The organism is Kitasatospora sp. NA04385 (assembly GCF_013364235.1).
Lineage (GTDB): Bacteria > Actinomycetota > Actinomycetes > Streptomycetales > Streptomycetaceae > Kitasatospora.
In genome coordinates this window covers 2462122-2485177 of record NZ_CP054919.1, presented here as the reverse complement: position 1 = coordinate 2485177, position 23056 = coordinate 2462122, and the positions used below count along the sequence as shown (strand labels likewise).

At 73.9% G+C, this 23056-nt stretch carries 16 protein-coding genes; 11 read left to right on the top strand and 5 right to left on the bottom strand.

All coding sequences use genetic code 11. The annotated features are described in order from the left end of the window. The first annotated feature begins 139 nt into the window (after positions 1 to 139). From dusB to HUT16_RS10810, 5 genes are all read left to right on the top strand, one after another. A complete protein-coding gene (dusB, locus tag HUT16_RS10830; RefSeq protein WP_176192609.1) occupies positions 140 to 1246 on the top strand; it encodes a tRNA dihydrouridine synthase DusB in 1107 nt (368 codons plus the stop codon). A 566-nt stretch (positions 1247 to 1812) separates the two neighbouring features. After that, complete coding sequence (gene ppdK, locus HUT16_RS10825; protein WP_254897753.1) at positions 1813 to 4521, top strand: pyruvate, phosphate dikinase; 2709 nt, start codon at positions 1813 to 1815, stop codon at positions 4519 to 4521. A gap of 263 nt (positions 4522 to 4784) precedes the next feature. Further along, the gene (locus tag HUT16_RS10820; RefSeq protein WP_176187762.1) at positions 4785 to 5312 is read left to right on the top strand and encodes a ribonuclease; all 528 of its coding nucleotides are present in this window, start codon (positions 4785 to 4787) and stop codon (positions 5310 to 5312) included. A 118-nt stretch (positions 5313 to 5430) separates the two neighbouring features. Continuing rightward, positions 5431 to 5928, top strand: a complete 498-nt coding sequence (locus HUT16_RS10815; protein WP_176184164.1) for a hypothetical protein — start codon at positions 5431 to 5433, stop codon at positions 5926 to 5928. Continuing rightward, the gene (locus HUT16_RS10810; RefSeq protein ID WP_254897752.1) at positions 5925 to 6278 is read left to right on the top strand and encodes a transcriptional regulator; all 354 of its coding nucleotides are present in this window, start codon (positions 5925 to 5927) and stop codon (positions 6276 to 6278) included. Before HUT16_RS10815 ends, HUT16_RS10810 begins: the two co-directional genes overlap by 4 nt. Before the next feature lie 197 nt (positions 6279 to 6475). Here the strand turns inward: HUT16_RS10810 and HUT16_RS10805 are convergent, their stop codons facing one another. Beyond that, entirely contained in the window at positions 6476 to 7231 is a 756-nt protein-coding gene (locus tag HUT16_RS10805; protein ID WP_176187758.1) for a GNAT family N-acetyltransferase, read from the bottom strand. Between the two features lie 653 nt (positions 7232 to 7884). On the opposite strand from HUT16_RS10805, the gene HUT16_RS10800 reads away from it, so the two are divergent. Both HUT16_RS10800 and HUT16_RS10795 read left to right on the top strand, forming a co-directional pair. Beyond that, a complete protein-coding gene (locus tag HUT16_RS10800) occupies positions 7885 to 8826 on the top strand; it encodes a PAC2 family protein (protein ID WP_176187756.1) in 942 nt (313 codons plus the stop codon). Beyond that, positions 8827 to 9783, top strand: a complete 957-nt coding sequence (locus tag HUT16_RS10795; protein ID WP_176187754.1) for an SGNH/GDSL hydrolase family protein — start codon at positions 8827 to 8829, stop codon at positions 9781 to 9783. Between the two features lie 112 nt (positions 9784 to 9895). Here the strand turns inward: HUT16_RS10795 and nirD are convergent, their stop codons facing one another. After that, entirely contained in the window at positions 9896 to 10243 is a 348-nt protein-coding gene (nirD, locus tag HUT16_RS10790) for a nitrite reductase small subunit NirD (protein WP_176187752.1), read from the bottom strand. Next, positions 10240 to 12867 (bottom strand): nitrite reductase large subunit NirB, encoded by a 2628-nt coding sequence (nirB, locus tag HUT16_RS10785; RefSeq protein ID WP_176187750.1) that lies wholly within the window; start codon positions 12865 to 12867, stop codon positions 10240 to 10242. Before nirB ends, nirD begins: the two co-directional genes overlap by 4 nt. 608 nt (positions 12868 to 13475) lie before the next feature. Here nirB and HUT16_RS10780 point away from each other — a divergent pair. Beyond that, complete coding sequence (locus HUT16_RS10780) at positions 13476 to 16229, top strand: SEL1-like repeat protein (RefSeq protein WP_176187748.1); 2754 nt, start codon at positions 13476 to 13478, stop codon at positions 16227 to 16229. Between the two features lie 225 nt (positions 16230 to 16454). Continuing rightward, positions 16455 to 17207, top strand: a complete 753-nt coding sequence (locus tag HUT16_RS10775; RefSeq protein ID WP_176187746.1) for a sirohydrochlorin chelatase — start codon at positions 16455 to 16457, stop codon at positions 17205 to 17207. 9 nt (positions 17208 to 17216) lie between these two features. On the opposite strand, the gene HUT16_RS10770 is transcribed toward HUT16_RS10775, so the two are convergent. Both HUT16_RS10770 and HUT16_RS10765 read right to left on the bottom strand, forming a co-directional pair. Then, on the bottom strand, positions 17217 to 18563 hold the full coding sequence (locus tag HUT16_RS10770; protein ID WP_254898283.1) for an MFS transporter: 1347 nt from the start codon (positions 18561 to 18563) through the stop codon (positions 17217 to 17219). 173 nt (positions 18564 to 18736) lie between these two features. Next, complete coding sequence (locus HUT16_RS10765; protein ID WP_176187741.1) at positions 18737 to 19402, bottom strand: helix-turn-helix domain-containing protein; 666 nt, start codon at positions 19400 to 19402, stop codon at positions 18737 to 18739. Positions 19403 to 19561: 159 nt separating this feature from the next. On the opposite strand from HUT16_RS10765, the gene HUT16_RS10760 reads away from it, so the two are divergent. After that, a complete protein-coding gene (locus HUT16_RS10760) occupies positions 19562 to 20833 on the top strand; it encodes a deoxyguanosinetriphosphate triphosphohydrolase (protein WP_176187739.1) in 1272 nt (423 codons plus the stop codon). A gap of 128 nt (positions 20834 to 20961) precedes the next feature. Beyond that, complete coding sequence (gene dnaG, locus HUT16_RS10755; RefSeq protein ID WP_176187737.1) at positions 20962 to 22878, top strand: DNA primase; 1917 nt, start codon at positions 20962 to 20964, stop codon at positions 22876 to 22878. Positions 22879 to 23056: the final 178 nt, after the last annotated feature.

Here is a 23056-nt window from a genome sequence, read left to right as displayed (position 1 = left end):
GAATGGAGAGTCCGGAAGCCCGCCGTTGGGGCCCTACCCGTATGAGGATCCGCCGCGCATGACCACCACGCCCGACACCGTCCAGGCCACCCCGGCAGCACCCGGCGCACCGGAGTTCGCCCCGTTGAACATCGGGCCGATGCAGGTCTGGCCGCCGGTGGTGCTGGCGCCGATGGCCGGCATCACCAATGCCCCCTTCCGCACCCTGTGCCGGGAGCAGAGCGGCGGCCGGGGTCTGTACGTCTCCGAGATGATCACCACCCGCGCGCTGGTCGAGCGCAACGCCAAGACCATGCAGCTGATCAAGTTCGACCCGAGCGAGAAGCCGCGCTCGATCCAGCTGTACGGGGTGGACCCGGAGACGGTCGGCAAGGCGGCGCGGATGATCTCCGCGGAGGGCCTCGCCGACCACATCGACCTCAACTTCGGCTGCCCCGTCCCCAAGGTGACTCGCAAGGGCGGCGGCTCCGCGCTGCCGTACAAGCGCAACCTGCTGCGCGACATCCTGCGCCAGGCGGTCGCCAACGCCGGCGACCTGCCCGTCACCATGAAGATGCGCAAGGGCATCGACGACGACCACCTCACCTACCTCGACGCCGGCCGGATCGGTGCGGAGGAGGGCGTCTCCGCCATCGCCCTGCACGGCCGTACCGCAGCCCAGCACTACGGCGGTACCGCGGACTGGTCGGCCATCGCCCGGCTCCGCGAGTCCGTCCCGGCCGGCATCCCGGTGCTCGGCAACGGTGACATCTGGTCCGCCGACGACGCGGTGCGGATGATGCGCGAGACGGGTTGCGACGGCGTGGTCGTCGGCCGGGGCTGCCTGGGCCGGCCCTGGCTGTTCAAGGACCTGGTGTCGATCTTCGAGGGGGACGTCGACTACGCCCGCCCCACCTTCGGCTACGTGGCCCGCGCCATGGTGCGGCACGCCCAGCTGCTGGGGGAGTGGCTCGGTGACGAGGCCCGCGGCGTCATCGACTTCCGCAAGCACGTCGCCTGGTACACCAAGGGCTTCTCGGTCGGCTCCGAACTGCGGGTGAAGCTCGCCGGTTCCAGCTCGCTGACCGAACTGGCCGAGACGCTGGCCCTGGTCGACCAGGAGCAGAGCTGGCCGATCGGTGCGGACGGTCCGCGCGGCCGGACCAGCGGCAACAACCGGGTGGTCCTGCCGGAAGGCTGGTTGGACGATCCGTACGAGTGCGCCCGACTCGCCGAAGACGCCGAATCGGACACCTCTGGTGGATGATCTGTACGCCACGGCAGGTTCTGCCTGGGCCCGAGCCTGGCCGTGGCGTCCCAGCCTGATTGTCCAAGATGGACAGTGAGGCTCCTTCGAGGCTAATTCGAGCAACGCAGAGCGACTGGATCATCAACGGAAAGCGACACTCGACGTAGTCCGGGTCGGCTCGACAGCTGAGATGCGCTCGTGACGCTGGCCACATATCGTGGCGAGTGACAGCCAGTCAGCGGACTTCGCCAAGGTGTACAAGTCCGGATCGCTTCCCGAACGGCCCTGCCGGCGGATCGCCGCAGCTGACTGCAGGAAATCAAGCCGGGGAAACGTGGTGGAGCGAATGCCGTCACGGTGTGTCCGGTTCGCGTGAGCTGCATGTGGCGATGTGTTCACTTCTTGAAGCATCGCAAGCGTCACCCGGACGATTTCAGCAACGCAGGCGAACGCCCGCCCGGGCATTAGATCTGCTGGCCAATCGCCCGCTCAGCAGCTCGTACGAGCTATTCGCTCCCCTAGAAGGCCTTCGAAATGGGTATGTTCTCCGGCGTCAGGGCAACCGTGTGCGAGGAGAACGACCCGTGGCGGCGAAGCAGAAGTTTGTTTACTCCTTCACCGAAGGAAACAAGGACCTCAAGGATCTTCTCGGCGGGAAGGGCGCGAACCTCGCCGAGATGACCAACCTGGGTCTCCCCGTCCCTCCGGGGTTCACCATCACCACCGACGCCTGCAAGGTGTTCCTGGAGACCGGTACCGAGCCGGGCTCGCTGAACGAGGAGATCACCGGCCACCTGGCCGCCCTCGAGGAGCAGATGGGCAAGCAGCTCGGCCAGGCGGACAACCCGCTGCTGGTCTCGGTGCGTTCGGGCGCCAAGTTCTCGATGCCCGGCATGATGGACACCGTCCTGAACATCGGCCTCTCCGACGCCTCGGTGACCGGGCTCGCCGCCCAGTCCGGCAATGAGCGCTTCGCCTGGGACTCGTACCGCCGCCTGGTCCAGATGTTCGGCAAGACCGTGCTGGGCGTCGACGGCGAGCTCTTCGAGGAGGCGTTGGAGGAGGCCAAGCACGCCAAGGGCACCGCCAACGACCTGGACCTCACCGCCGCGGACCTGGAGTCGCTGGTCGCCACCTTCAAGGCGATCGTGCTCCGGGAGACCGGCCGGGAGTTCCCGCAGGACCCGCGCGAGCAGTTGGACCTGGCGATCCACGCGGTCTTCCACTCCTGGAACGGCGACCGGGCCCGGCTGTACCGCCGGCAGGAGCGCATCCCGAACGACCTGGGCACCGCCGTCAACGTCTGCACCATGGTCTTCGGCAACCTCGGCGAGGACTCGGGCACCGGTGTCGCCTTCACCCGCGACCCCTCCACCGGCACCCAGGGCGTCTACGGCGACTACCTGCAGAACGCCCAGGGCGAGGACGTGGTGGCGGGCATCCGCAACACCCTCCAGCTGGCCGACCTGGAGCAGCTCGACAAGAAGTCGTACGACGAGCTGATGACCATCATGCACACCCTGGAGAACCACTACCGGGACCTGTGCGACATCGAGTTCACCATCGAGCGCGGCAAGCTCTGGATGCTGCAGACCCGGGTCGGCAAGCGCACCGCCGCCGCCGCGTTCCGGATCGCCGTCCAGCTGGTCGACCAGGGCCTGATCGACCTGGACGAGGCGCTGCACCGGGTCACCGGCGGCCAGCTCGCCCAGCTGATGTTCCCGCGCTTCGCGCCCACCTCCGAGACCAAGCCGGTCGCGTACGGCATCGCCGCCTCGCCCGGCGCGGCGGTCGGCCGGGTGGTCTTCGACTCGTACACCGCGGTGAAGTGGTCCCGCTCCGGCGAGCAGGTCATCCTGGTCCGCCGCGAGACCAACCCGGACGACCTGGAAGGCATGATCGCCGCCGAGGGCATCCTCACCTCGCGCGGCGGCAAGACCTCGCACGCGGCCGTGGTCGCCCGCGGCATGGGCAAGACCTGTGTCTGCGGCGCCGAGGAGCTGGAGGTCGACACCAAGAACCGCAAGTTCACCACCGCCGACGGCCAGGTCGTCCACGAGGGCGACGTGGTCTCCATCGACGGCGCCAACGGCAAGGTGTACCTGGGCGAGGTCCCGGTGCTGCCGTCCCCGGTGGTCGAGTACTTCGAGGGCACCATCCACGCCGGCGCCGACGTCCAGGGCGGGCTGGTCCAGGCGGTGCACCGGCTGATGTCGCACGCCGACGTCCGCCGCCGCCTCGCGGTGCGCGCCAACGCCGACAACGCCGAGGACGCGAACCGCGCCCGCCGGTACGGCGCCCAGGGCATCGGCCTGTGCCGCACCGAGCACATGTTCCTCGGCGAGGAGCGCCGCAAGGAGGTCGAGCACCTGATCCTGGCGGACAACGACAAGGACCGCGAGAACGCGCTGTCCAGCCTGCTGCCGCTGCAGAAGGGCGACTTCCTGGAGCTGTTCCAGTCGATGGACGGCCTCCCGGTGACGGTCCGGCTGCTCGACCCGCCGCTGCACGAGTTCCTGCCCGACATCACCGAGCTGTCGGTGCGCGTCGCCCTCGCCGAGGCCCGCAAGGACCCGAACGAGAACGACCTGCGCCTGCTCCAGGCCGTGCACCGGCTGCACGAGGCCAACCCGATGCTCGGCCTGCGCGGCGTCCGCCTCGGCCTGGTCATCCCCGGCCTGTTCGGGATGCAGGTCCGGGCGATCGCCGAGGCCGCGGCCGAGCGCAAGCTGGCCGGCGGCGACCCGCGCCCCGAGGTGATGATCCCGCTGGTCGGTACCGTCCAGGAGCTGGAACTGGTCCGCGACGAGTGCGAGCGGGTGCTCGCCGAGGTCGCCGCGTCCACCGGCGTCACCCTGGACATCAAGCTCGGCACGATGATCGAGCTGCCGCGGGCCGCCGTGACGGCCGGTCAGATCGCCGAGGCCGCCGACTTCTTCTCCTTCGGCACCAACGACCTGACCCAGACGGTGTGGGGCTTCTCCCGCGACGACGTCGAGGCCTCCTTCTTCACCGCCTACCTGGAGAAGGGCATCTTCGGGGTCAGCCCGTTCGAGACCATCGACCGCGACGGCGTCGGCGCCCTGGTCAAGAACGCCGCCCAGGCCGGCCGGGCCACCCGCCCGGACCTCAAGCTCGGTGTCTGCGGCGAACACGGCGGTGACCCCGACTCGGTGCACTTCTTCCACGAAGTGGGGCTGGACTACGTATCCTGCTCTCCCTTCCGGATTCCGGTGGCGCGCCTGGAGGCAGGCCGCGCCGCCATCGAGACGGCGGGCAGCGACTCGCGCTGACACGAAGCAGCGCGGTTCACTGACCGCACCCCTCCGGAAGGGGAGGGGCGTACGGCGGAGCTCGGCGCAGGAGAGCCGCCGTACGAAGCAGCCGGGGCGGGAACGGACAACGGCGTCCGTTCCCGCCCCGGCGGCGTTCTCCCGTCCGCTCCGCCCCAGCCTGCCCGCTTCGCTTCCGGTCGTCCGCTCCGCTCCCGCCCGCCGGGTGCGTGCGCCGCGCGCCGTGCGCCGTTCGGGTGAGCGGGTGCGGCAGGCTGGGGGCCATGAACAGCCGCAACCGCCTGATCAGCCTCGTTGCCGTGGTCCTCCTCGGCATCGCCGCGGGCGTCGCCGCCCTGCTGAACGGCGGGAACGACCCGGACGGCGCGAGCAGCGCGAAGTCCCCGCCCGCCGCGTCCGCCCCCGCTTCCCCGTCCGCCACCCGCGGCGGAACCGCGAGCGCACCCAAGCCGTCGGCCCCGGCCAAGTCGTCCGCCGCCCAAGGCGCCTGGGTCCCCACCGACCCGGCACTGGCCGACGTCTGCCGTGGCAAGCTGCCCGTCCAGGCCCTCGACACCCTCGGCCTGATCGCCCGGGGCGGCCCCTATCCGTACCGCTCGGACGGCATCGTCTTCGAGAACCGGGAGGGTCGGCTGCCCCGTCAATCCAACGGCTACTACCACGAGTTCACCGTGGTCACGCCCGGGTCGGGCGACCGCGGAACCAGGCGGATCGTCACCGGGGGCATCGGTGAGCAGTACTGGACGGCGGACCACTACGCGAGCTTCCAGGAGATCGATCCGCGCTGCTGAAGCACCTGCTGACAAGCCGTCGGAAAATTACTTTCCCCTCCGGAAAGTATGTGTCAGAGTGATAGCACTTGATCCGGCAGCGGGCCGGATTCGACGGCACGTCCGCTCGGGGGTCCAGATGGTTGACGACAAGCAGCACGCGCACGAGCAGTCCGAGGAGCTCACGCCCGCACAGGCGTTGGCGATCGCCCAGCGCGCGCAGGCTGCCGCCCGGCGGCCCGCACCGATGCCCTGGTGGTACGGCCCCGGAGTGGGCGCGACCCTGGCGGTCTACTGCGCGGCGATCGGCCAGAGTTTCCAACGGCAGGCACAGTGGCTGATACCGCTGTGCGCGGCCGCCCTCGCGGCGGTGCTGGCGGCCATAGTGCGGGTGGCCATGCGTTCCAGCGGTGTCGCCGCGCAACTGGAGAAGACCAAGGTTCCGCCGGGCGTCCTGCGGGCGCTCGGCCTGACCGTCCTGCTGTCGGTGCTGGCCTGGTTCGGCACCTGGCTGGCCACCGGCGAGCAGGGATGGGCCATGGCTGCCGCGGGCGTGGTCGCGGGCCTGGCCGTGTGGGGCGTCATCACCATGGCCAACCGGGAAATCAAGGAGCAGAGCATGAGCAGCGAGCAGTGAACGGGCTCGACCCGATACTCCACCAGCCCACCAGGCTCACCGTCCTGGCCTTCCTCAGCGGGTGCCAGGAAGCCGAGTTCTCCGTCGTCCGCGACTACTGCCAGGTCTCGGACTCGGTGCTCAGCAAGACGGCCTCGGGCCTGGAGACGGCCGGCTACCTGCGGGCCCGCAAGGGCTACGTCGGGAAGCGGCCCCGCACCTGGCTCTCCGCGACCCAGCAGGGCCGCACCCTGCTGGCGGCGCACCTCGCGGCGCTCCAGCAGATGGCCGCCGCCGCGGAGGCAGCTGGGGCAGCGGCCGGAACCGGGCCAGCCGGAACCGGACCGGACGGGAGCGGGAACGCGGGCTGAGACAGGGCGGAGAGCGGGCCGCCCGGCGGAGTGTCAAAAGGATCACACCCAGGAGCGGAGGTGGGCCCGACCCAGTGCTGTCCGTGCTCCTTGACAACTCGACAGAGTGCCGAGAAATCTCCGGCGGGAACCGGCCGGGGCGGGACGCGACACCGCGCGGTGCCGCGCCCCCGCCCCGGACCGGGACGACCACCGGCTCAGGCGGCCGGCATCAGGGAGTCGCCGATCATCGGATCGGAGACCAGGGAGCTGCCGTGTCTAAGGCACTCCTGGTTGAGGGGGGCCGGGTCCGGCGCGCTGGGCGAGGTCGCGGCGGCGATCCGCAGCTCGATGATGTCCCGGACGGCGGGCCACTCCTCGTCCAGGATCGAGTAGAACGCGGTGGACCGGACCACCCCGTCCAGCCCGCGCGAGTGCGCCCGGCGCACCCCCTCGGAGGTGGCGCCCAGCCGCTCGATGGCGATCCGGGAACGGGTGTTGCGGGCATCGGCCCGCAGCGAGATTCGCTGCACCCGCCACACCTCGAAGGCGTGCCGCAGCATCAGCAGCTTCGCCTCCGTGTTGATGCCGGTGCCCTGGGCCCGCGGGGACAGCCAGGTGTTGCCGATCTCCGCGGCGTCGGGAACCGCTTCCACCGGATCGCCGTGCGGCACGCCCGGCACGGGCGGCCAGACCAGCGGGCCCTGCCAGTAGTCCAGTTCCAGGAACCGGGTGGAGCCCACGACCCGGTTGTCGGCCGTGCTCACGGTGGCGAACGGCATCGACCGGCCCGCCGCCCGATCGGCGAGGGCGCGGGCGATGTACTCCCGGGCGGCCTCCAGGCCGTGCGGCACGGGGGTGAAGGCGTAGGTCGTACGGTCCTCGGAGCCTGCCACGGCCAGGGCCGCGGCGTGGTGCTCGGCGAGGGGCTCCAGCCGCACGGTGCGGCCGTAGAGGGTGACGGGTACGGGCACGGATCCTTCGGTCCTTCGGCGGTCGTCGGGGCCCGCGTGCCGGGTTCGCGGCGCGAGGGCAGTGGTCGATGTCGCCCCGGCCCCGGAGAACGGCCGCCCGGGGGCGCTACGCCAGAGGCTCGGGCGTGCGGCGGGACGGCAGCCCGGAGGCGGGCAGCGCGGTGCCGGTACGGACACGGGTCGACGGACCGATCCGGCGGGATGAGCGACGGGACAGTGTGCGTCCGCGAGATGGCCGAGAGAGAAACGAGATCACGAAGCGAAGCAGGCGGCCAAGTGAAGGCAAGGTGCGCATGGGATGGCTGGCAGCGCAACGGACCGGGGCGTGGCCCACGACGTGACAGACGGCGTGGCGCGACGACGCGACGATGCGAGGCAGCGAGAGGACGATACCCGCCAGAAGGCGGTGCGTCACTTCGCGGCGCGCCAGCGGGGGCGCGCGGGTCCTTCCGGCACGCCGCGACGCTCCGCCGTCCCGTCGGCAGACCCGTCTGCCACGCCCGCGACCAGGTGCTTTGCCCGAAGGTGAGAGGATTCGAGAGACGGCGTGAAGACTCGTGCGCGGGTGGGAATTCCGACGAGCCGTCGCACGCTGGACAGATCAGATTCGAAAGCATTGCGAGACGACGAGACGGAACGGGGATGGGTGCGCCGTGCGTGATCCCAAGGAGCTGTACGAACTGGAACCGCAGGGGGTGACCGCCCTGGCGGCGGCGCGCGCCGCCGCCGAGGCCGGCACCGGCCTGGTGCTGCTGTACCACTTCGAGGGCTTCATGGACGCCGGCGAGGCGGGCGGCCAGGTCGTGGCGCACCTGCTGGAGCAGGGGTCCCCGCAGGTGGTGGCCAGGTTCGACCACGACAGGCTGGTCGACTACCGGGCCCGCCGCCCCGCGATGACCTTCGACCGCGAGAGCTGGACGGACTACGAGCCGCCGGAGATCCTGCTCCAGCTGGTGCGCGACTCGGTGGGAGCGCCCTTCCTGGTGCTCACCGGCCCCGAGCCGGACACCGAGTGGGAGCTGTTCGCGGCCGCCGTCGGCGACCTGGTGGAGCGGTTCGAGATCCGGCTCGCGCTCTCCTTCCACGGCATCCCGATGGGCGTCCCGCACACCCGTCCGGTCGGCCTCACCCCGCACGGCAACCGGGTCGACCTGGCCGCCGGCCACCCCAAGTGGTTCGACCAGGCGCAGGTGCCCGGCAGCGCCCAGGCACTGGTCGAGTACCGGCTCGGCGAGGCCGGGCACGACGTGCTGGGCTTCGCGGCGCACGTCCCCCACTACATCGCCCGCTCGTCCTACCCGGCGGCCGCGGTGGCGATCCTGGAGGCCACCCAGTCGGCCACCGGCCTGGTCCTGCCCGGCAGCGAACTGCGCGCCCGGGTCAACGAGGTCTACGCCGAGATCGAGGACCAGCTCTCCCAGGGCGACGGCGAGCTGCGCTCGGCGATCCAGGGCATGGAGGGCCAGTACGACGCCGTCTCCGGCGCCGTCGACCGCGAGAGCCTGCTCGCTGAGGCCAGCGACCTCCCCTCGGCCGACGAGCTCGGCCGGAGGTTCGAGGAGTTCCTGGCCGAGCACGAGCGCGGCGCCGAGTAGGTGCGCCGCCGGTTCCCGGCCGCCGCGGCGGCCCTGACCGGGGCGGTCCTGATCGGCACCGCGGGGTGCGGCGCGGGGGGCGCCTCCCCGCTGCCCGAACCCGAACGGCCCTCCCCGACGCTCTCGGCCACCCGCGCCGCCGTCACCGGGCCGTACGTGGCCCTCGGCGACTCCTACACCTCGGGCCTGCGGATACCGCCGCAGAACGGCTCCCCGCTGGGCTGCGGCCGCTCCGGCGTCAATTACCCGTCCCTGGTGGCCCAGCGGCTCGACCTCAAGGAGTTCACCGACGTCAGCTGCAGCGGGGCGCGCACCGGCGACCTGACGGCGGCCCAGCGGACCGACGACGGGACCAACCCGCCCCAGCTGGACGCGCTCGGGGCGGCCACCCGGCTGGTGACGCTCGGGATCGGCGGCAACGACGCCGGCTTCCTCGACGTGCTGGGCCGCTGCGCGATCGAGAACGTCCGGCACAGCCTGACCGGCCGGGGCGAGGACGCGCCCTGCCGGGCGTACTACACGACCGGCGCCGGGCGGGGCGAGGTCCAGCAGAAGATGGCGGCCACCGGCGAGCGGCTCGCCGCCGCCCTCGGTGAGATCAAGCGCCGCGCCCCGCAGGCCGAGGTGCTGCTGATCGGGTACCCGGCCCTGCTGCCGCAGGACTCGGGCCGCTGCGCCGGAACACTGGGCGAGGGGATCGCCGGCGCCGACGTCGATTTCGTCTCCGAGCAGGAGCAGGGCTTGAACGGCATGCTCCGGCAGCGGGCCGAAGCCGCCGGGGTGGCGTTCGTCGACACCTACTCAGCCTCCGCCGGCCACGACATGTGCGAGGACGTGGGCACCCGCTGGGTGGAGCCGCTCGCCCCCGGCCAGGGGCTGGCACCGATCCACCCGAACGCCCAGGGGCAGCAGGGCATGGCCGCCGCCGTCCTGGCCGCGCTCCGGCCACAGCGCTGACCTCGCCCCCGTCGGCGGGACGACGGGGGCGAGGCCGGTCGGAGCGGGGCGGGCGGGCCGCCCCGGGTCCCGGGTCAGAGGACCGAGTCAGGGGCTGGGTGAGCGGGCCGGGTCAGACGGAGCGGGCCGCGTGGACGGCGATCCGGACGCCCTCGTCGTCCAGGCACTCCCCGGTGGCCAGGTCGAAGCGCTGCTTGAGCAGCGGCGAGGCCACGTAGACCCGGCCGTCCGAGGTGGAGCCCAGCAGGCCGCGGGAGAGGACGTACGCGCCGGTGAACGGATCGCGGTTGTCGGCGGCGTAGAGGCGGTCGTTGCCGTCGCGGAACACGGCGACCTGGCGGCCGTCCGGCAGCAGGACGGCGACGCCGCGGCCGGGGACCAGCAGGTCCCAGTCGCAGACCGGGGACCAGCCGGCGTCGGAGAGCAGTTCGACCCGGGTGGCGGTGGCGGTGGCGGTCATCGGGCTTCCTCCAGGATGCGGGCGGCCGGGAACGGGGCGTTGTCGGGGTCGAGGGCGGCCAGCAGCTGCTCCGAGGTGGACAGCAGCACCAGGTCCGGCTTGACCTGGTCGCGCTCGGGCACGAAGCGGATGCTCGGGTCGGGCACCCCCGGGGCGTTGACGAAGGAGACGAACCGGCGCATCCGGTCGGGGTCGGCCAGGGTGGCCGCCCACTCGTCCTGGTAGTCGCCGATGTGGCGCGCCATCAGCGCCTCCAGCTCGTCGGCGATGCCCAGCGAGTCCTCGACCACCACCTCGCGGACGTGGTCCAGGCCGCCGTCGATCCGCTCCAGCCAGGTGGAGGTGCGCTCCAGCCGGTCGGCGGTGCGGATGTAGAACATCAGGAACCGGTCGATCAGGCGGACCAGCTGCTCGTCGTCCAGGTCCTGGGCGAGCAGGTCGGCGTGCCGGGGCGTGGCGCCGCCGTTGCCGCCCACGTACAGGTTCCAGCCGTTGGTGGTGGCGATGACGCCGAAGTCCTTGCCGCGGGCCTCGGCGCACTCGCGGGCGCAGCCGGAGACCGCGGACTTGAGCTTGTGCGGCGAGCGCAGGCCGCGGTAGCGCAGCTCCAGCTGGATCGCCATGGCGACCGAGTCCTGCACGCCGTAGCGGCACCAGGTGGAGCCGACGCAGGACTTCACCGTGCGCAGCGACTTCCCGTACGCGTGGCCGGACTCGAAGCCCGCCGCGACCAGTCGGCTCCAGATCATCGGCAGCTGGTCCACGCTGGCACCGAACAGGTCGATCCGCTGACCGCCGGTGATCTTGGTGTAGAGGCCGAACTCCTTGGCCACCTCGCCGATCACGATCAGCTTGTCCGGGGTGATCTCGCCACCCGGGATGCGCGGCACCACCGAGTAGGAGCCGTTCTTCTGCAGGTTGGCCAGGAAGTGGTCGTTGGTGTCCTGCAGGCCGCCCTGCTCGCCGTCCAGGATGTGCCCGGAGGCCTCCAGTTCGGGCGCCAGCGAGGCGATGATCGAGGCGACGGTCGGCTTGCAGACCTCGCAGCCCTCGGAGCCCTCCGGCACCCGGCCGTGCTCGGCGAGCAGCCGGCGGTGCGTGGAGATCCGCTTGACCAGGACGATCTCGTAGAGCTCGGCCCGGGTGTGGGCGAAGCACGGGCACAGGCCCCGGTCGACCTCGACGCCGCTCGCCTCCAGCTCGTCCGCGACGATCGTGCCGAGCAGCTTGACGCAGGAGCCGCAGTTGGTGCCCGCCCGGGTGCACTTCTTCACCTCGGGGACGGTGGTGCACCGGTGATCGGTGACGGCCGCCCGGATCGTGCCCTTGGTGACGTTGTTGCAGCTGCAGACCACCGCGTCGTCGGGCAGCGCGGAGCTGCCGAGCGAGACGGCGGTGTCCGCGCCGGCCGGCAGGACCAGCGATTCGGCGGGGACGGGCAGCGGCCGCCCGGTGCCCGCCAGCGGGCGGAGGGTGGCGTAGGCCGAGGCGTCGCCGACCAGGATGCCGCCGAGCAGCGCCCCCTCGCCGGTGACCACCAGCTTCTTGTAGACGCCGGAGCGGGAGTCGGAGTACACCACGTCCAGCGAGCCGGGCGTGCTGCCGAAGGCGTCGCCGAAGCTGGCCACGTCGACGCCGAGCAGCTTGAGCTTGGTGGAGAGGTCGGCGCCGGTGAACGGCTGCGCGGCCTGCTCGGCCAGCTGCTGGGCCACCGCGACGGCCATCTCGTAGCCGGGGGCGACCAGGCCGTACACCCGGCCGTCCACCGCGAGGGCGCACTCGCCGATGGCGAAGACGTGCGGGTCGGAGGTGCGGCAGTGCTCGTCGATCGCGATGCCGCCGCGCTCGCCGACCGTCAGGCCCGCCTCGCGGGCCAGTTGGTCGCGGGGGCGGACACCGGCGGAGAACACCACCAGGTCGGTCGCCAGCTCGGAGTCGTCGGTGAAGGACATGCCGACCGCGCGCCCGTCGGCGACGGTGATCGCCTTGGTGCCGATGCCGGTGTGCACCACCACGCCCATCGACTCGATGGTCCGCCGCAGCGCGGCGCCGCCGGCGTCGTCGACCTGTACGGGCATCAGCCGCGGCGCGAACTCCACCACGTGGGTCTCCAGGCCCAGGCCCTTCAGCGCGCCCGCGGCCTCCAGCCCGAGCAGGCCGCCGCCGACCACCGCGCCGACCCGGGCCCCGGCCGAGTACGCCTCGATCGCCTGCAGGTCCTCGATGGTGCGGTAGACGAAGCACCCCTCGGCGTCCCGGCCGTCCACCGGGGGGACGAAGGGGTAGGAGCCGGTGGCCAGCACCAGGGTGTCGTAGGAGAGGGTGTGCCCGGCGGCCGTGGTGACGGTCCGGGCCGCCGGGTCGAGCGAGACGGCGGGGGAGGAGAGGTGCACCTCGAACCCGTGCCGATCGGTGAAGCCCTCTTCGGCGAGCAGCAGGTCGTCCGCGCTCCGGCCGGAGAAGTAGGAGGTCAGGCCGACCCGGTCGTAGGCGTGCCGGGGCTCCTCGGCGAGGACGACGACCCGGTAGCGGGCGGCGGCCCCGGTGTCGGCCAGGGCTTCCAGGAAGCGGTGGCCGACCATGCCGTAGCCGACCAGGAGCAGTGTGGGCTTGGTGGTGGTCATCGGGAAGTCCCTCCGAGGTCGTGCTCCGGACGGTGGGCGGTCGGAGCTGGCGGGCGGGCCGGGCGCCGAACGGATCACCGTCGGTCCGGTGGCGCAGCGCACCTCCGGTCCCGCCGGAGGCCTCGACCGGGCGGGCCTTCGGTGGCCCGGGACCCGGTCGCTGTCGTGGTACCGAGCATGCTCGGAGGGTGTTTCCCGACCGGTGCCGCCCTGTTTCACGGTCGGAACTTCGGCCTCAGCGGCGCCGGGTGGCCGCTGTGAGAGCCCCCGGGCACCGCCGGCACCGGGCGCCTTCCGCCGGACTCCCCGGCCCGGCTCTCCGCCGACTCCCCACCGGGCCGGGTTGGACGCCCCGGACCGACTCCCCGGCGGGCCGTCGTCGGCGCCCGCGTTGCCGCCCTCGTCGAAGCCCTCCCTGCCGGGCGGACCGGCCGTCCGGCGCCGCCCCCGGGCGGCCCTATAGCAGGTGGCGGGCCCACCCGGAGGCAGGAACGCCGATTCGGAATGCGATTCGCCAAGAAGTCGGTACGAGGGGGTACGGGAGTGCGTACTCTGCACGCAGGGGAGCGGGTTCGAAGATCCGGTCCGCGTCCGGCCGGGGAGCTGGCATGACAACAGACGTGCGGGGGAGGGGCCGGGAGACCCGCTCCGAGGTGCTGCGCGAACTCCTGCTGCTCTGGGACGAGGCCCGTCGGGCCGACGGTCGGGCGGTCACCCAGAAACGGCTGGCCAGGATCGGCGGCATCAGCCCGTCCACCCTGCACGGCTGGCTGTCCGGGCGCTCGGTGCCCCGCGAGGCGGACCGACTCGCCGCGGTGGCGGGGGAGTTGGCCCGCGTCTCGGGCCGTCCGGTGCGGCGGTCCGCCTACTGGTCCGCGCTCCTGGAGGCCGACCGGAGCCGGGCCCGGATCCCCCGGCAGCAGACCGGGCGTCCGTCGGGAGAACCGGGCCCCGGCGTGACCTGCCCGTCCGTGCGGCGGCCGACGGCCCTCCGAGGAACGGCGGTCGTCCGGGCCGCGGACGGTACGGGCCGCTGGGTCAGGTCGACGGTGGCCACCGGAACGGGCGGTGGCACTCGCCGCGGCACCGGAGGCGGTCCGCTGCCGGCCGGGGCACGGCTGGTGAACCGCTACCGCACGGCGCCGCCGGCCGCCAGGGCCGTCGTCGATGCCGCGCTGGACGCGGTGCGCCTCGGCCACCGCCCGGTCCTGCCGGCGGCGCTGCTGGCGGCGTCCGCCCCGCACTACCTGACCTCCCGGGAGCGCAACGCCCTCCGCCCGGGCTGGGTGGCCGACGGGCTGGAGTACCTGCGCGAGGCGGTCCCCGGCACGGGTGCGCTGCTGACGGCCGGCGACCCGGCGGCCGCCAAGGCCGCGGCCGCCCGGGCACCGCGCGGCGCCGTGACATCCCGGGGCGTCGGGGCCGCCCGCACGACCGGCGGGCCCGAGGTGCGGATCGCCGAGGCCCTGGTGCGGCGGCTGCGGCCGGAACGGGAGGGACGCACCGTCCCGGCCGGGCTGTGGGAGTCCCTGGCCCGGTACGCCCACCCCGCCGACCGGTCCGCCCTCGCACGGTCGGCGGCCGTCCGCGGGCTCACCCGGATCGCGGTCGGGCTCTGCGCCTCGGCCGCCGAAGCGGGCGACCTCGCCGCGCTGTCGGTCGGCGCCGCCCTGCTCGCCGAGGCGGGCCGGACGGCCGAGGCCGCCGACTGGTACGCCGCGGCAGCCGACCGGGGAGTGCCCGAGGCCGCGCTGCGGGCGGCCGAACTGCTGGAACGCGACGGCAGGTTCGAGCAGGCCGTCGACTGGTACGACCGGGCCGCACTGGCCGGGAGCACCGACGCCCGCTTCCGGGGCGCCGAACTCCTCGGCCGCTCCGGCGGGATCGCACCCGCCCTGCACCGCTTCGAGGAGGCCGCCCGGGCCGGCCACCGCGCCGCCCGCCACCAGGCCGGACGCCTGCTCGCCGAACTCGGCCGCGCCGACGAGGCCCTGGAGTGGTTCGCCCGGGCGGCGGACGACGGGCACCCCGAAGCGGCCGTCGACTGCGCCAGGATCTGCGCCGCCGCGGGCCGGATCGACCGGGCGGCCGCCTGGTGGGAACGGGCCTGGGCCCAGGGTGCGGTGGCCGTCGTGCCCGAGGCCGCCGGAACGCTGGAGGCGGCCGGCCGGATCGACGAGGCCGCCGCCTGGTACGAGCGCGCGGCGACTTGCGGCGACGAGACCGCCTGGCACGAGGCCGCCGCCCTGTTCGCCAGGCACGGCCAGTACGGCAACCTGCCCTGGTACGCCCACATCGGCGACCCGCAGGCGCTGCGCGACCGCGCCGAGCGGTGCGAACGGGACGGGGACCCGGACGGGGCGCTGGACTGGTACCGGAAGGCGGCCGAAGCGGGCAGCGAGACCGCCCTGTTCCAGGCCGCCGACCTGCTGGAGCGACAGGGCGACAGCACCGGCGCCGTCCACTGGTACGAACGCGCAGCCGCCCGTGGCGACGCCTACGCGATGCGCGAACTCGGCCGACTGCTGGGCGAACTGGGCCGCTCCCGGGAGTCCGTCGGCTGGTACCGGGCCGCGGCCGCGGCGGGTGACCGGCACGCCCTGCTCGCCGTCGCCCACCCCGCCGTCGCTCACCTCAATGCCGCTCACCTCAGTGCCGCTCACTTCGATGCCGCCCACCCCGCTGCCGTCCGGCCCGGTACCGCCGCGCTCGCGCCGGGCCTCGAACCGCGGGCGTCGCAGGTAGCCGGCCGCCCGACCGCGGGCCCCGCACCGGCGGCCGCTCCCACCGGCCGGACCGGGCCCGTGACGCTGGACGAGGCGGTGGAACTGCTGGTGCAGGCCGGTCGGCCCTTCGAAGCCGGGCTGCTGCGGGGCCACGACGGCACGGAGCCGGAGCGGCTGCGCGAGGCGTCCCGGATGCTGTCCAGGTCGACGTGCGAGGACCGGGCCATCGCGTGGGTGCAGCGGCTCGCCGACGCGGGCGACGGGCGGGCCGTCCGGGAGGCCGCCGAGATGCTGGAGAGCCGGGGCCGGATCGACGACGCGCTCACCTGGTACGGGCGCGCGGCCGCCGAGGGCGACCGGGACGCCCTGCTCGCCGGGGCCCGGATGCTCGCCGAGCGCCGCCGGCCGCAGCAGGCCGAGGAGTGGTACCGGCGGGCCGCCGACGCCGGTGATCCGCTCGCCCACCGCGAGTCGCTGATGCTCCTCCAGGAGTACGGGGCGCCGTCCGAAGCGGTGGGGACGGCCACGCCCGCGCCCGCCACGGCAGCGCTCACCGCTGCGCCGTCCGGCGCTGCCCCGGGGCACTCCCCGAGGGTCCCCCGGCAGCCCGGGACACGCGCCCGGACGGAACCCTGACCAGGCCCCCTGAGCCCTCCGGCTTCAAGAACCCCGGCTTCAGGAACCCCGGCTTCGGGAACCCCGTCCCGGACCACCCGTCCCGGACCGCGTCCGCCCGGCGCGGTGTCCCGGGCGAGCCCGGCCCGGCCGCTCACCCGCGCGGGCCGGTCGGGTGAGAGCGGGGGAAACCACCCGTGACCGATGGGCAACCGGATCGAAACAGGTGTCCGGCACGCTGGAGGTATGACCACCACTTCGCTCCCCGGCCGCCTCGCCCCGTTGCGGGTGCTGCACGCGGCCCGCCGCCCGGCCCTGGTGCTGGTGGCGCACGGCTCGCACGACCCGGCCGCGTCCGCCGAACTCGGTCGGCTGCACGCCCGGCTGCGGCGGGCCAGGCCGGAGCTGGACATCCGGCTCGGGCACCTCGGCCTGAACGACCCGCTGCTGCCCGAGGTGCTGGACGAACTGAGCGGCCGGGTGGTCCTGGTGCCGCTGCTGCTCAGCCGCGGCTACCACAGCAAGGTGGACATCCCCCGGACGCTGGCCGCCGCACCGCACCTGGCGGGAGAGTGCGCCCCGCCGCTCGGCCCGGACCCGCTGCTCACCGAGGCACTGGCCGACCGCCTGGTGGCGGCCGGCTGGCGGGGCGAGCCGGTGGTCCTCGCGGCCTCCGGCTCCCGGGACCAGGACGCCGCCGAGGACACCGGGGCGCAGGCCGCGCTGCTGTCGGCCCGGCTGGGCGTCGCCGTCCGCCCGGGGTACGTGGCGGCGAGCGGTCCGAGCGTGGCCGCGCGGGTCGCCGAACTCACCGCCGAGGGCCACCCGCGGGTCGCCGTCGCCTCCTACTTCACCGCGCCGGGTGACTTCGCCCGCCTGGCCGCCGCGGCCGACGGTGCACTGACCTCCGCCCCGCTGGGCGACCACCCGGCGCTGGCCGCACTGGTCCTGGAGCGGTACCAGTCCTGCGTCACCCGGACCGTCCGGCTGGCGGGCTGACCGCAGCCGTCACCGGCGTTCCCGTCCGGCGCCGCCGCCCGGCTCCTGACCCCGGGCCGTACCGGCCCCGGCCACACCAGTCTCCGTACCAGCTCCAGCCACACCGGCCCCGGCTGCGCCAGCACCGGCACCGGCACCAGCACCGGTCTCGCGGACCGGCACGCGGCGCTCGGTGGGCAGGTCGCGGACGCGGCGCATCGGCGAGCACCAGAGGATCAGCGCGGCCAGCGGCACGCCGGCGGTCATCAGCCACATCGCGGGCCGCACGCCCAGCTGGGTGCCCAGGACGCCGGCCAGCAGCGCGCCGAGCGGGATGGAGCCGAAGTTGAGCACCGCGCTGCTGGCGGAGAGCCGGCCGAGCAGCTCCGGCGGGCAGTAGCGCTGCTGGAAGGTCGCCTTGATGACGTTCCCGGCGACGACCCCGCAGGAGGCGCCGAACCCGCCGACCAGGTACCAGACCAGCCCGGCACCGCGGTCGGTCAGCGGGATCAGCACGGTCAGCGCGGGCAGGGCGAGCTCCAGCACCAGCATCGCCCGCGCCGTGCCGATCCGGGCGGCGATCCGGCGGGCGACGGCCGCGCCGACGATGCCCCCGGTGGAGGCGGCCGCGACCAGCAGGCCGACGGTGCCCTCGCCGACGCCGACCTCGCGGATCAGGAAGACCACCAGCAGCGACTGGTAGCCGGTCAGGACCAGGTTGGACGCGGCGCCGAACAGCGCGAAGGTGCGGAACCAGACGTCGGAGGCGAGCAGCCGCAGCCCCTCGCCGATCTCCCGGCGCAGCGCCCGGCGGGGGCGCCCGCCGCGGCCGGGCTCGCGGTGGCCGATCCGGGCGGTGCACCAGAGCGAGAGCAGGAACGTCGCGGTGTTGGCCAGCAGCCCGTTGACCGGCCCGGCCAGCTGCGCGATCAGGCCGCCGCTGCCCAGCCCGGCGATGCCCGCGGCCGAGGCGCTGCCGTGCAGCTTGGCGTTGCCCTCGGACTGGTCGGCGGGTTCGAGCAGCTGCGGCAGGTACGCGGTGTACGCGGTCTGGAAGAACACCCCGGCGGCCCCGGCGAGCAGCGCGACGGCCAGCAGGTGCCACAGCGTCAGCGCCCCGGCGAGCGCGGCCAGCGGGACGGTGGCGTACAGCAGCAGCGAGACGGCGGTCGAGGCGAGCATGATCGGGCGGCAGCGCAGCCGGTCCACCCACACCCCGGCCGGCAGGCCGATCAGCAGCCAGGGCAGCCAGCCCGCCGCGCCGAGCAGCCCGACCTGGAGGGTGCTCGCGTGCAGGGTGCTGACCGCGACCAGCGGCAGGGCCAGGCCGGTGACCGCGGAGCCGTACTTGTTGGCGGTCTCGCCGACCCACAGCATCCGGAAGTCGCGGTGCCGCCGCAGCAGCCCGCCGGACGCCGGCGCGGACACGCCCCCGGCCCGGTCGGCCGGGGTGGAAGCGGAGGAGGAAGGGGAGGAGGCGGCGGCACCGGCGGCGGAGGAACCGGGTGCGGTCGCGGAGGCGGCGGGGACGGGCGCGGAGGCGGGTGCGGTCATGGCCGGTCGGGGTCCTTTCGGGGCAGCGCCTGGATCTGGACGATGACCGGCCGCGCCGCCGGGTCGGGGGCGGCGTCCGGGTCGGGGGTGTGGCGGGCGACCACGGCGGCCAGGTCCTCGGCGAGGGCCTGGAGCTGGGCGGGGGTCAGCCGCAGGTTGTTCCAGTCGGTGACGGTGCCCGTCCCGCGCCACTCGCCCTGCCAGTCGGCGCCCAGCGAGTCGGCGACCCGCTGGTACTGCCGGCGCAGGTTCTCCGCCTGGTACACCGAGAGCGCGGCGCGGGCGGCCGGGTCCTGGTCGAAGTCGGTGGCGGACAGCACGATGGCGCCGCGCACGGCGCGCCACCAGCGTTCCCGCTTGGTGCCGCGGCCCGGCTCCTCCTCGATGAAGCCGTGCTCGGCGAGGTGCCGCAGGTGCCAGCTGATGGTCCCGGTGGACTCGCCGGTCCGCTCGGACAGCCGGGCGGAGGTGGCGGGCCCGTTCAGCCGCAGCTCGTCCAGCAGCCGCATCCGCAGCGGGTGGGCGAGCCCGCGCAGCGACCCCGCGTCCAGCCGCCGGCGCGGCGCATCGCCCACCGCGGGCACCTCGGCGGCCGACGGGGAGGGGGAGGACGACGGGGAGGAGGGGGAGGACGACGGTTCTTCGGGGCGGTGCTCGTTCATGGCTCCAGCGTAGGTTGCAGAGAACTCTCTGCATAGAGGTCTCTGCAAAGAATCCTCTGCAACTCTCGGACGAGCCGCCCGCCCGCCACTTCCCGTTCGCGCGCCCGTTCGCGCGGCGCAGGGTCGAATGTCCGTCATCCGGCGTACGGTGACTGGCATATGAAGAACACCGCTCCGTACGATCCGCAGTCCGAGGCGCGCTGGGTGCCCGAGCCCGACAAGCGGCCCGGCCGCACCTCCTTCCAGCGCGACCGCGCCCGGGTGCTGCACTCCGCGGCGCTGCGCCGGCTGGCCGGGACGACCCAGGTGGTCGCGCCGATGCGCAGCGACTTCCCGCGCACCCGGCTGACGCACTCGCTGGAGTGCGCGCAGGTCGGCCGCGAGCTGGGCGCGGCGCTCGGCTGCGACCCGGACCTGGTGGAGACCGCCTGCCTGGCCCACGACATCGGCCACCCGCCGTTCGGCCACACCGGCGAGGAGGCGCTCGACCAGGCCGCCCGGGAGTGCGGCGGCTTCGAGGGCAACGCCCAGTCGCTGCGCATCCTGACCAGGCTGGAGCCCAAGCGCTTCGCCCCGCAGGGCGAGCCCGAGGTCCGGCTCGCCCCGTGGCCCGGCCGCAGCGTCGGCCTGAACCTGACCCGCGCCGCGCTGGACGCCGCGACCAAGTACCCGTGGGCGCGCGGGCAGCACCCCACCGACCCCGGCTCCACCAAGTACGGCGTGTACGGGGACGACCTGCCGGTGTTCCGCTGGATGCGCACCGGCGCGCCCGACGGCCGAAAGTGCTTCGAGGCCACCGTGATGGACTGGTCGGACGACGTCGCGTACTCCACCCACGACGTGGAGGACGCGCTGCAGGCCGGCCACATCGACCCGGCGGCGCTGGGCTCCTCCGCCGAGCGGGCCGAGCTGTTCAAGATCGCCGAGCGCTTCGCCGAGGCCGAGCCCGCCGAGTTCGACGAGGCGCTGGACCGGCTGCGCGCCGAGGACTGGTGGCCGTCCGGCTACGACGGCACCGCCCGCGCCCGGGCCGGCCTGAAGGACCTCACCAGCCAGCTGATCGGCCGCTTCTGCCTGGCCGCCGAGCAGGCCACCCGGGCCCGCTACGGCCCCGGCCCGCTCACCCGGTACGCGGCCGAGCTGGTCGTCCCGCGCGGCGTCCGGCTGGAGTGCGCGGTGCTCAAGGCGGTCGCCGTCCGGTACGTGATGCAGCGCGACGAGCAGGCCCAACTGCGCTCCCGCCAGCGGGTGGTGATCGCCGAGCTGGCCGACGCGCTGATGAACGACGCCCCGCAGCTGCTGGACCCGGTGTTCGCCGCCCAGTACGAGGAGGCCGAGGACGGCCGGGCCGCGCTGCGCAGCGTGATCGACCAGATCGCCACCCTCACCGACGCCTCCGCGCTCGCCCTGCACGCCAAGCTGGTCGGCTAGCCCCGGGCCGACCGACACCCGGGCCGGCCCCCGCGCGAACCGGCCGACGCCCGGCCCGGCCCCCGCGCCGACCGGCTTCCGGACCGGCGGGCCCCGGACTGTCACACCCGCTCCCGTAGACTTTCCCGGTGGCCGGTCGGATCAGGGACGAGGATGTGCAGGCGGTGCGTGCCGCCCTGCCGATCGACGCCGTGGTCGGCGACTACGTGCAGCTGGCGGCCGGTGGCGGCGCGCAGCTGAAGGGCGTCTGCCCGTTCCACGACGAGAAGTCGGCCTCCTTCTACGTCCACCCGGGCAAGGGCGTCTTCCACTGCTTCGGCTGCGGCGAGTCCGGCGACACGATCACCTTCCTGATGAAGATCGAGCACTGCTCGTTCGCGGAGGCGGTCGAGCGGATGGCCGCCCAGGCGGGCGTCACCCTGCGCTACGAGGAGGGCGGCTACAGCCCGCGCCACCAGCAGGGCGAGCGGACCAGGCTGGTCGAGGCGCACAAGGTGGCCTCCGCCTGGTTCCAGGAGCAACTGGCCACGCCCGAGGCGGAGATCGGCCGCCGCTTCCTGGCCGAGCGGGGCTTCGACGAGGCGGCCGCCAAGCACTTCGGGGTGGGCTACGCCCCGGCCGGCTGGGAGCACCTGGTGCGCTTCCTGCGCGGCCGCGGCTTCACCGACAAGGAGATCTCGGTCGGCGGCCTGGCCTCGCAGGGCCAGCGCGGCGGCCTGATCGACCGCTTCCGGGGCCGCCTGGTCTGGCCGATCCGGGACAGCGCGGGCGACGTGGTCGGCTTCGGCGCGCGCCGGCTGCGCGAGGACGACAACGGTCCGAAGTACCTGAACACCCCCGAGACGCCGATCTACAAGAAGTCGAACGTCCTGTACGGCATCGACCTGGCCCGCAAGGAGATCGCCAAGTCCGGCCGGGCCGTGGTGGTCGAGGGCTACACCGACGTGATGGCCTGTCACCTGGCGGGCGTCACCACGGCGGTGGCCACCTGCGGCACCGCCTTCGGCGAGGACCACATCAAGATCATCCGTCGGCTGCTGATGGACACCACCTCCACCGCGGGCTACCGCGGCGAGACGGTCTTCACCTTCGACGGCGACGCGGCCGGCCAGAAGGCCGCCCTGCGCGCCTTCGAGGACGACCAGAAGTTCGCCGCCCGCACCTCCATCGCCATCACCCCCGGCGGCATGGACCCGTGCGAACTGCGCCTGGCCCAGGGCGACGAGGCGGTCCGCACCCTGGTGGACAACCCCGTCCCGCTGTTCGAGTTCGCGCTCCGCTCGGCCGTCGCCCGCCACCGGGTGGACACCGCGGAGGGCCGGGCCGCCGCCCTGGAGGAGGCCGCCGGGATCATCGTCAAGATCAAGGACCGCTCGATCCAGCACGAGTACGCCGTCCAACTGGCCGGCATGGTCGGCATCCTGGACGAGCGCTTCGTGGTCAACCGGATCGCCCAGCTGGCCCGCTGGCAGCGCGAGAACCAGCAGAACGGCCAGCAGCGCACGCTGCGCCGCCCGGACGCCGCCCAGCCGCCGGCCCGTCCCGAGCGGCCGGTCTTCCGGCTCAACCCGCGCGACCCGGCCCAGTTCGTGGAGCGCGAACTGCTCAAGCTCGCCCTCCAGCACCCCGACCTGGTCAGCCCGGCCTTCGACCAGTACGGCGAGGACGAGTTCCCCACCCCGCCGTACCGGGCCGTCCGCCGCGCCGTCGGCCAGGCCGGCGGCACCGCGTACGGCGCGAGCCTGCCCGACTTCACCGCCGCCGTCCGCGAGGCCAGCCCGGACGACCAGGTGCGCGGCCTGGTCACCGAACTGACCGTCGAACCGATCCGCTCCCGCCGCAAGGCCGACCAGATCTACGCGGGGGAGTTCCTGGTCAAGCTGCGCCTGCAGGCCGTGGACCGCCGGATCGACGAGGTCCGCGCCCACCTGCGCCGGCTCGGCGACCGCGCCACCGCGGAGGAGCAGCACCCCGTGCAGAGCGAGCTGTGGGCCCTGCAGCAGTACGGGCAGCAGCTCCGCTCCCGCGGCGCGGCCGCGCTCTGACCCGCCCCCCGCAGCGCTGCCGGACCGTTCCTGACCCGCCGTCAACTCGTGGCACCGGTGGGCCCGCCGGGTGCCGTCCGGCCACCTCGCGGCCGCCCGCAGGTGCCCGGGCCCGCCGGGCTGGGTATCTCCTGGGGTGTGGCGCGGCAACCCCCATGCCGCGCGCGGCCCCTGGAGG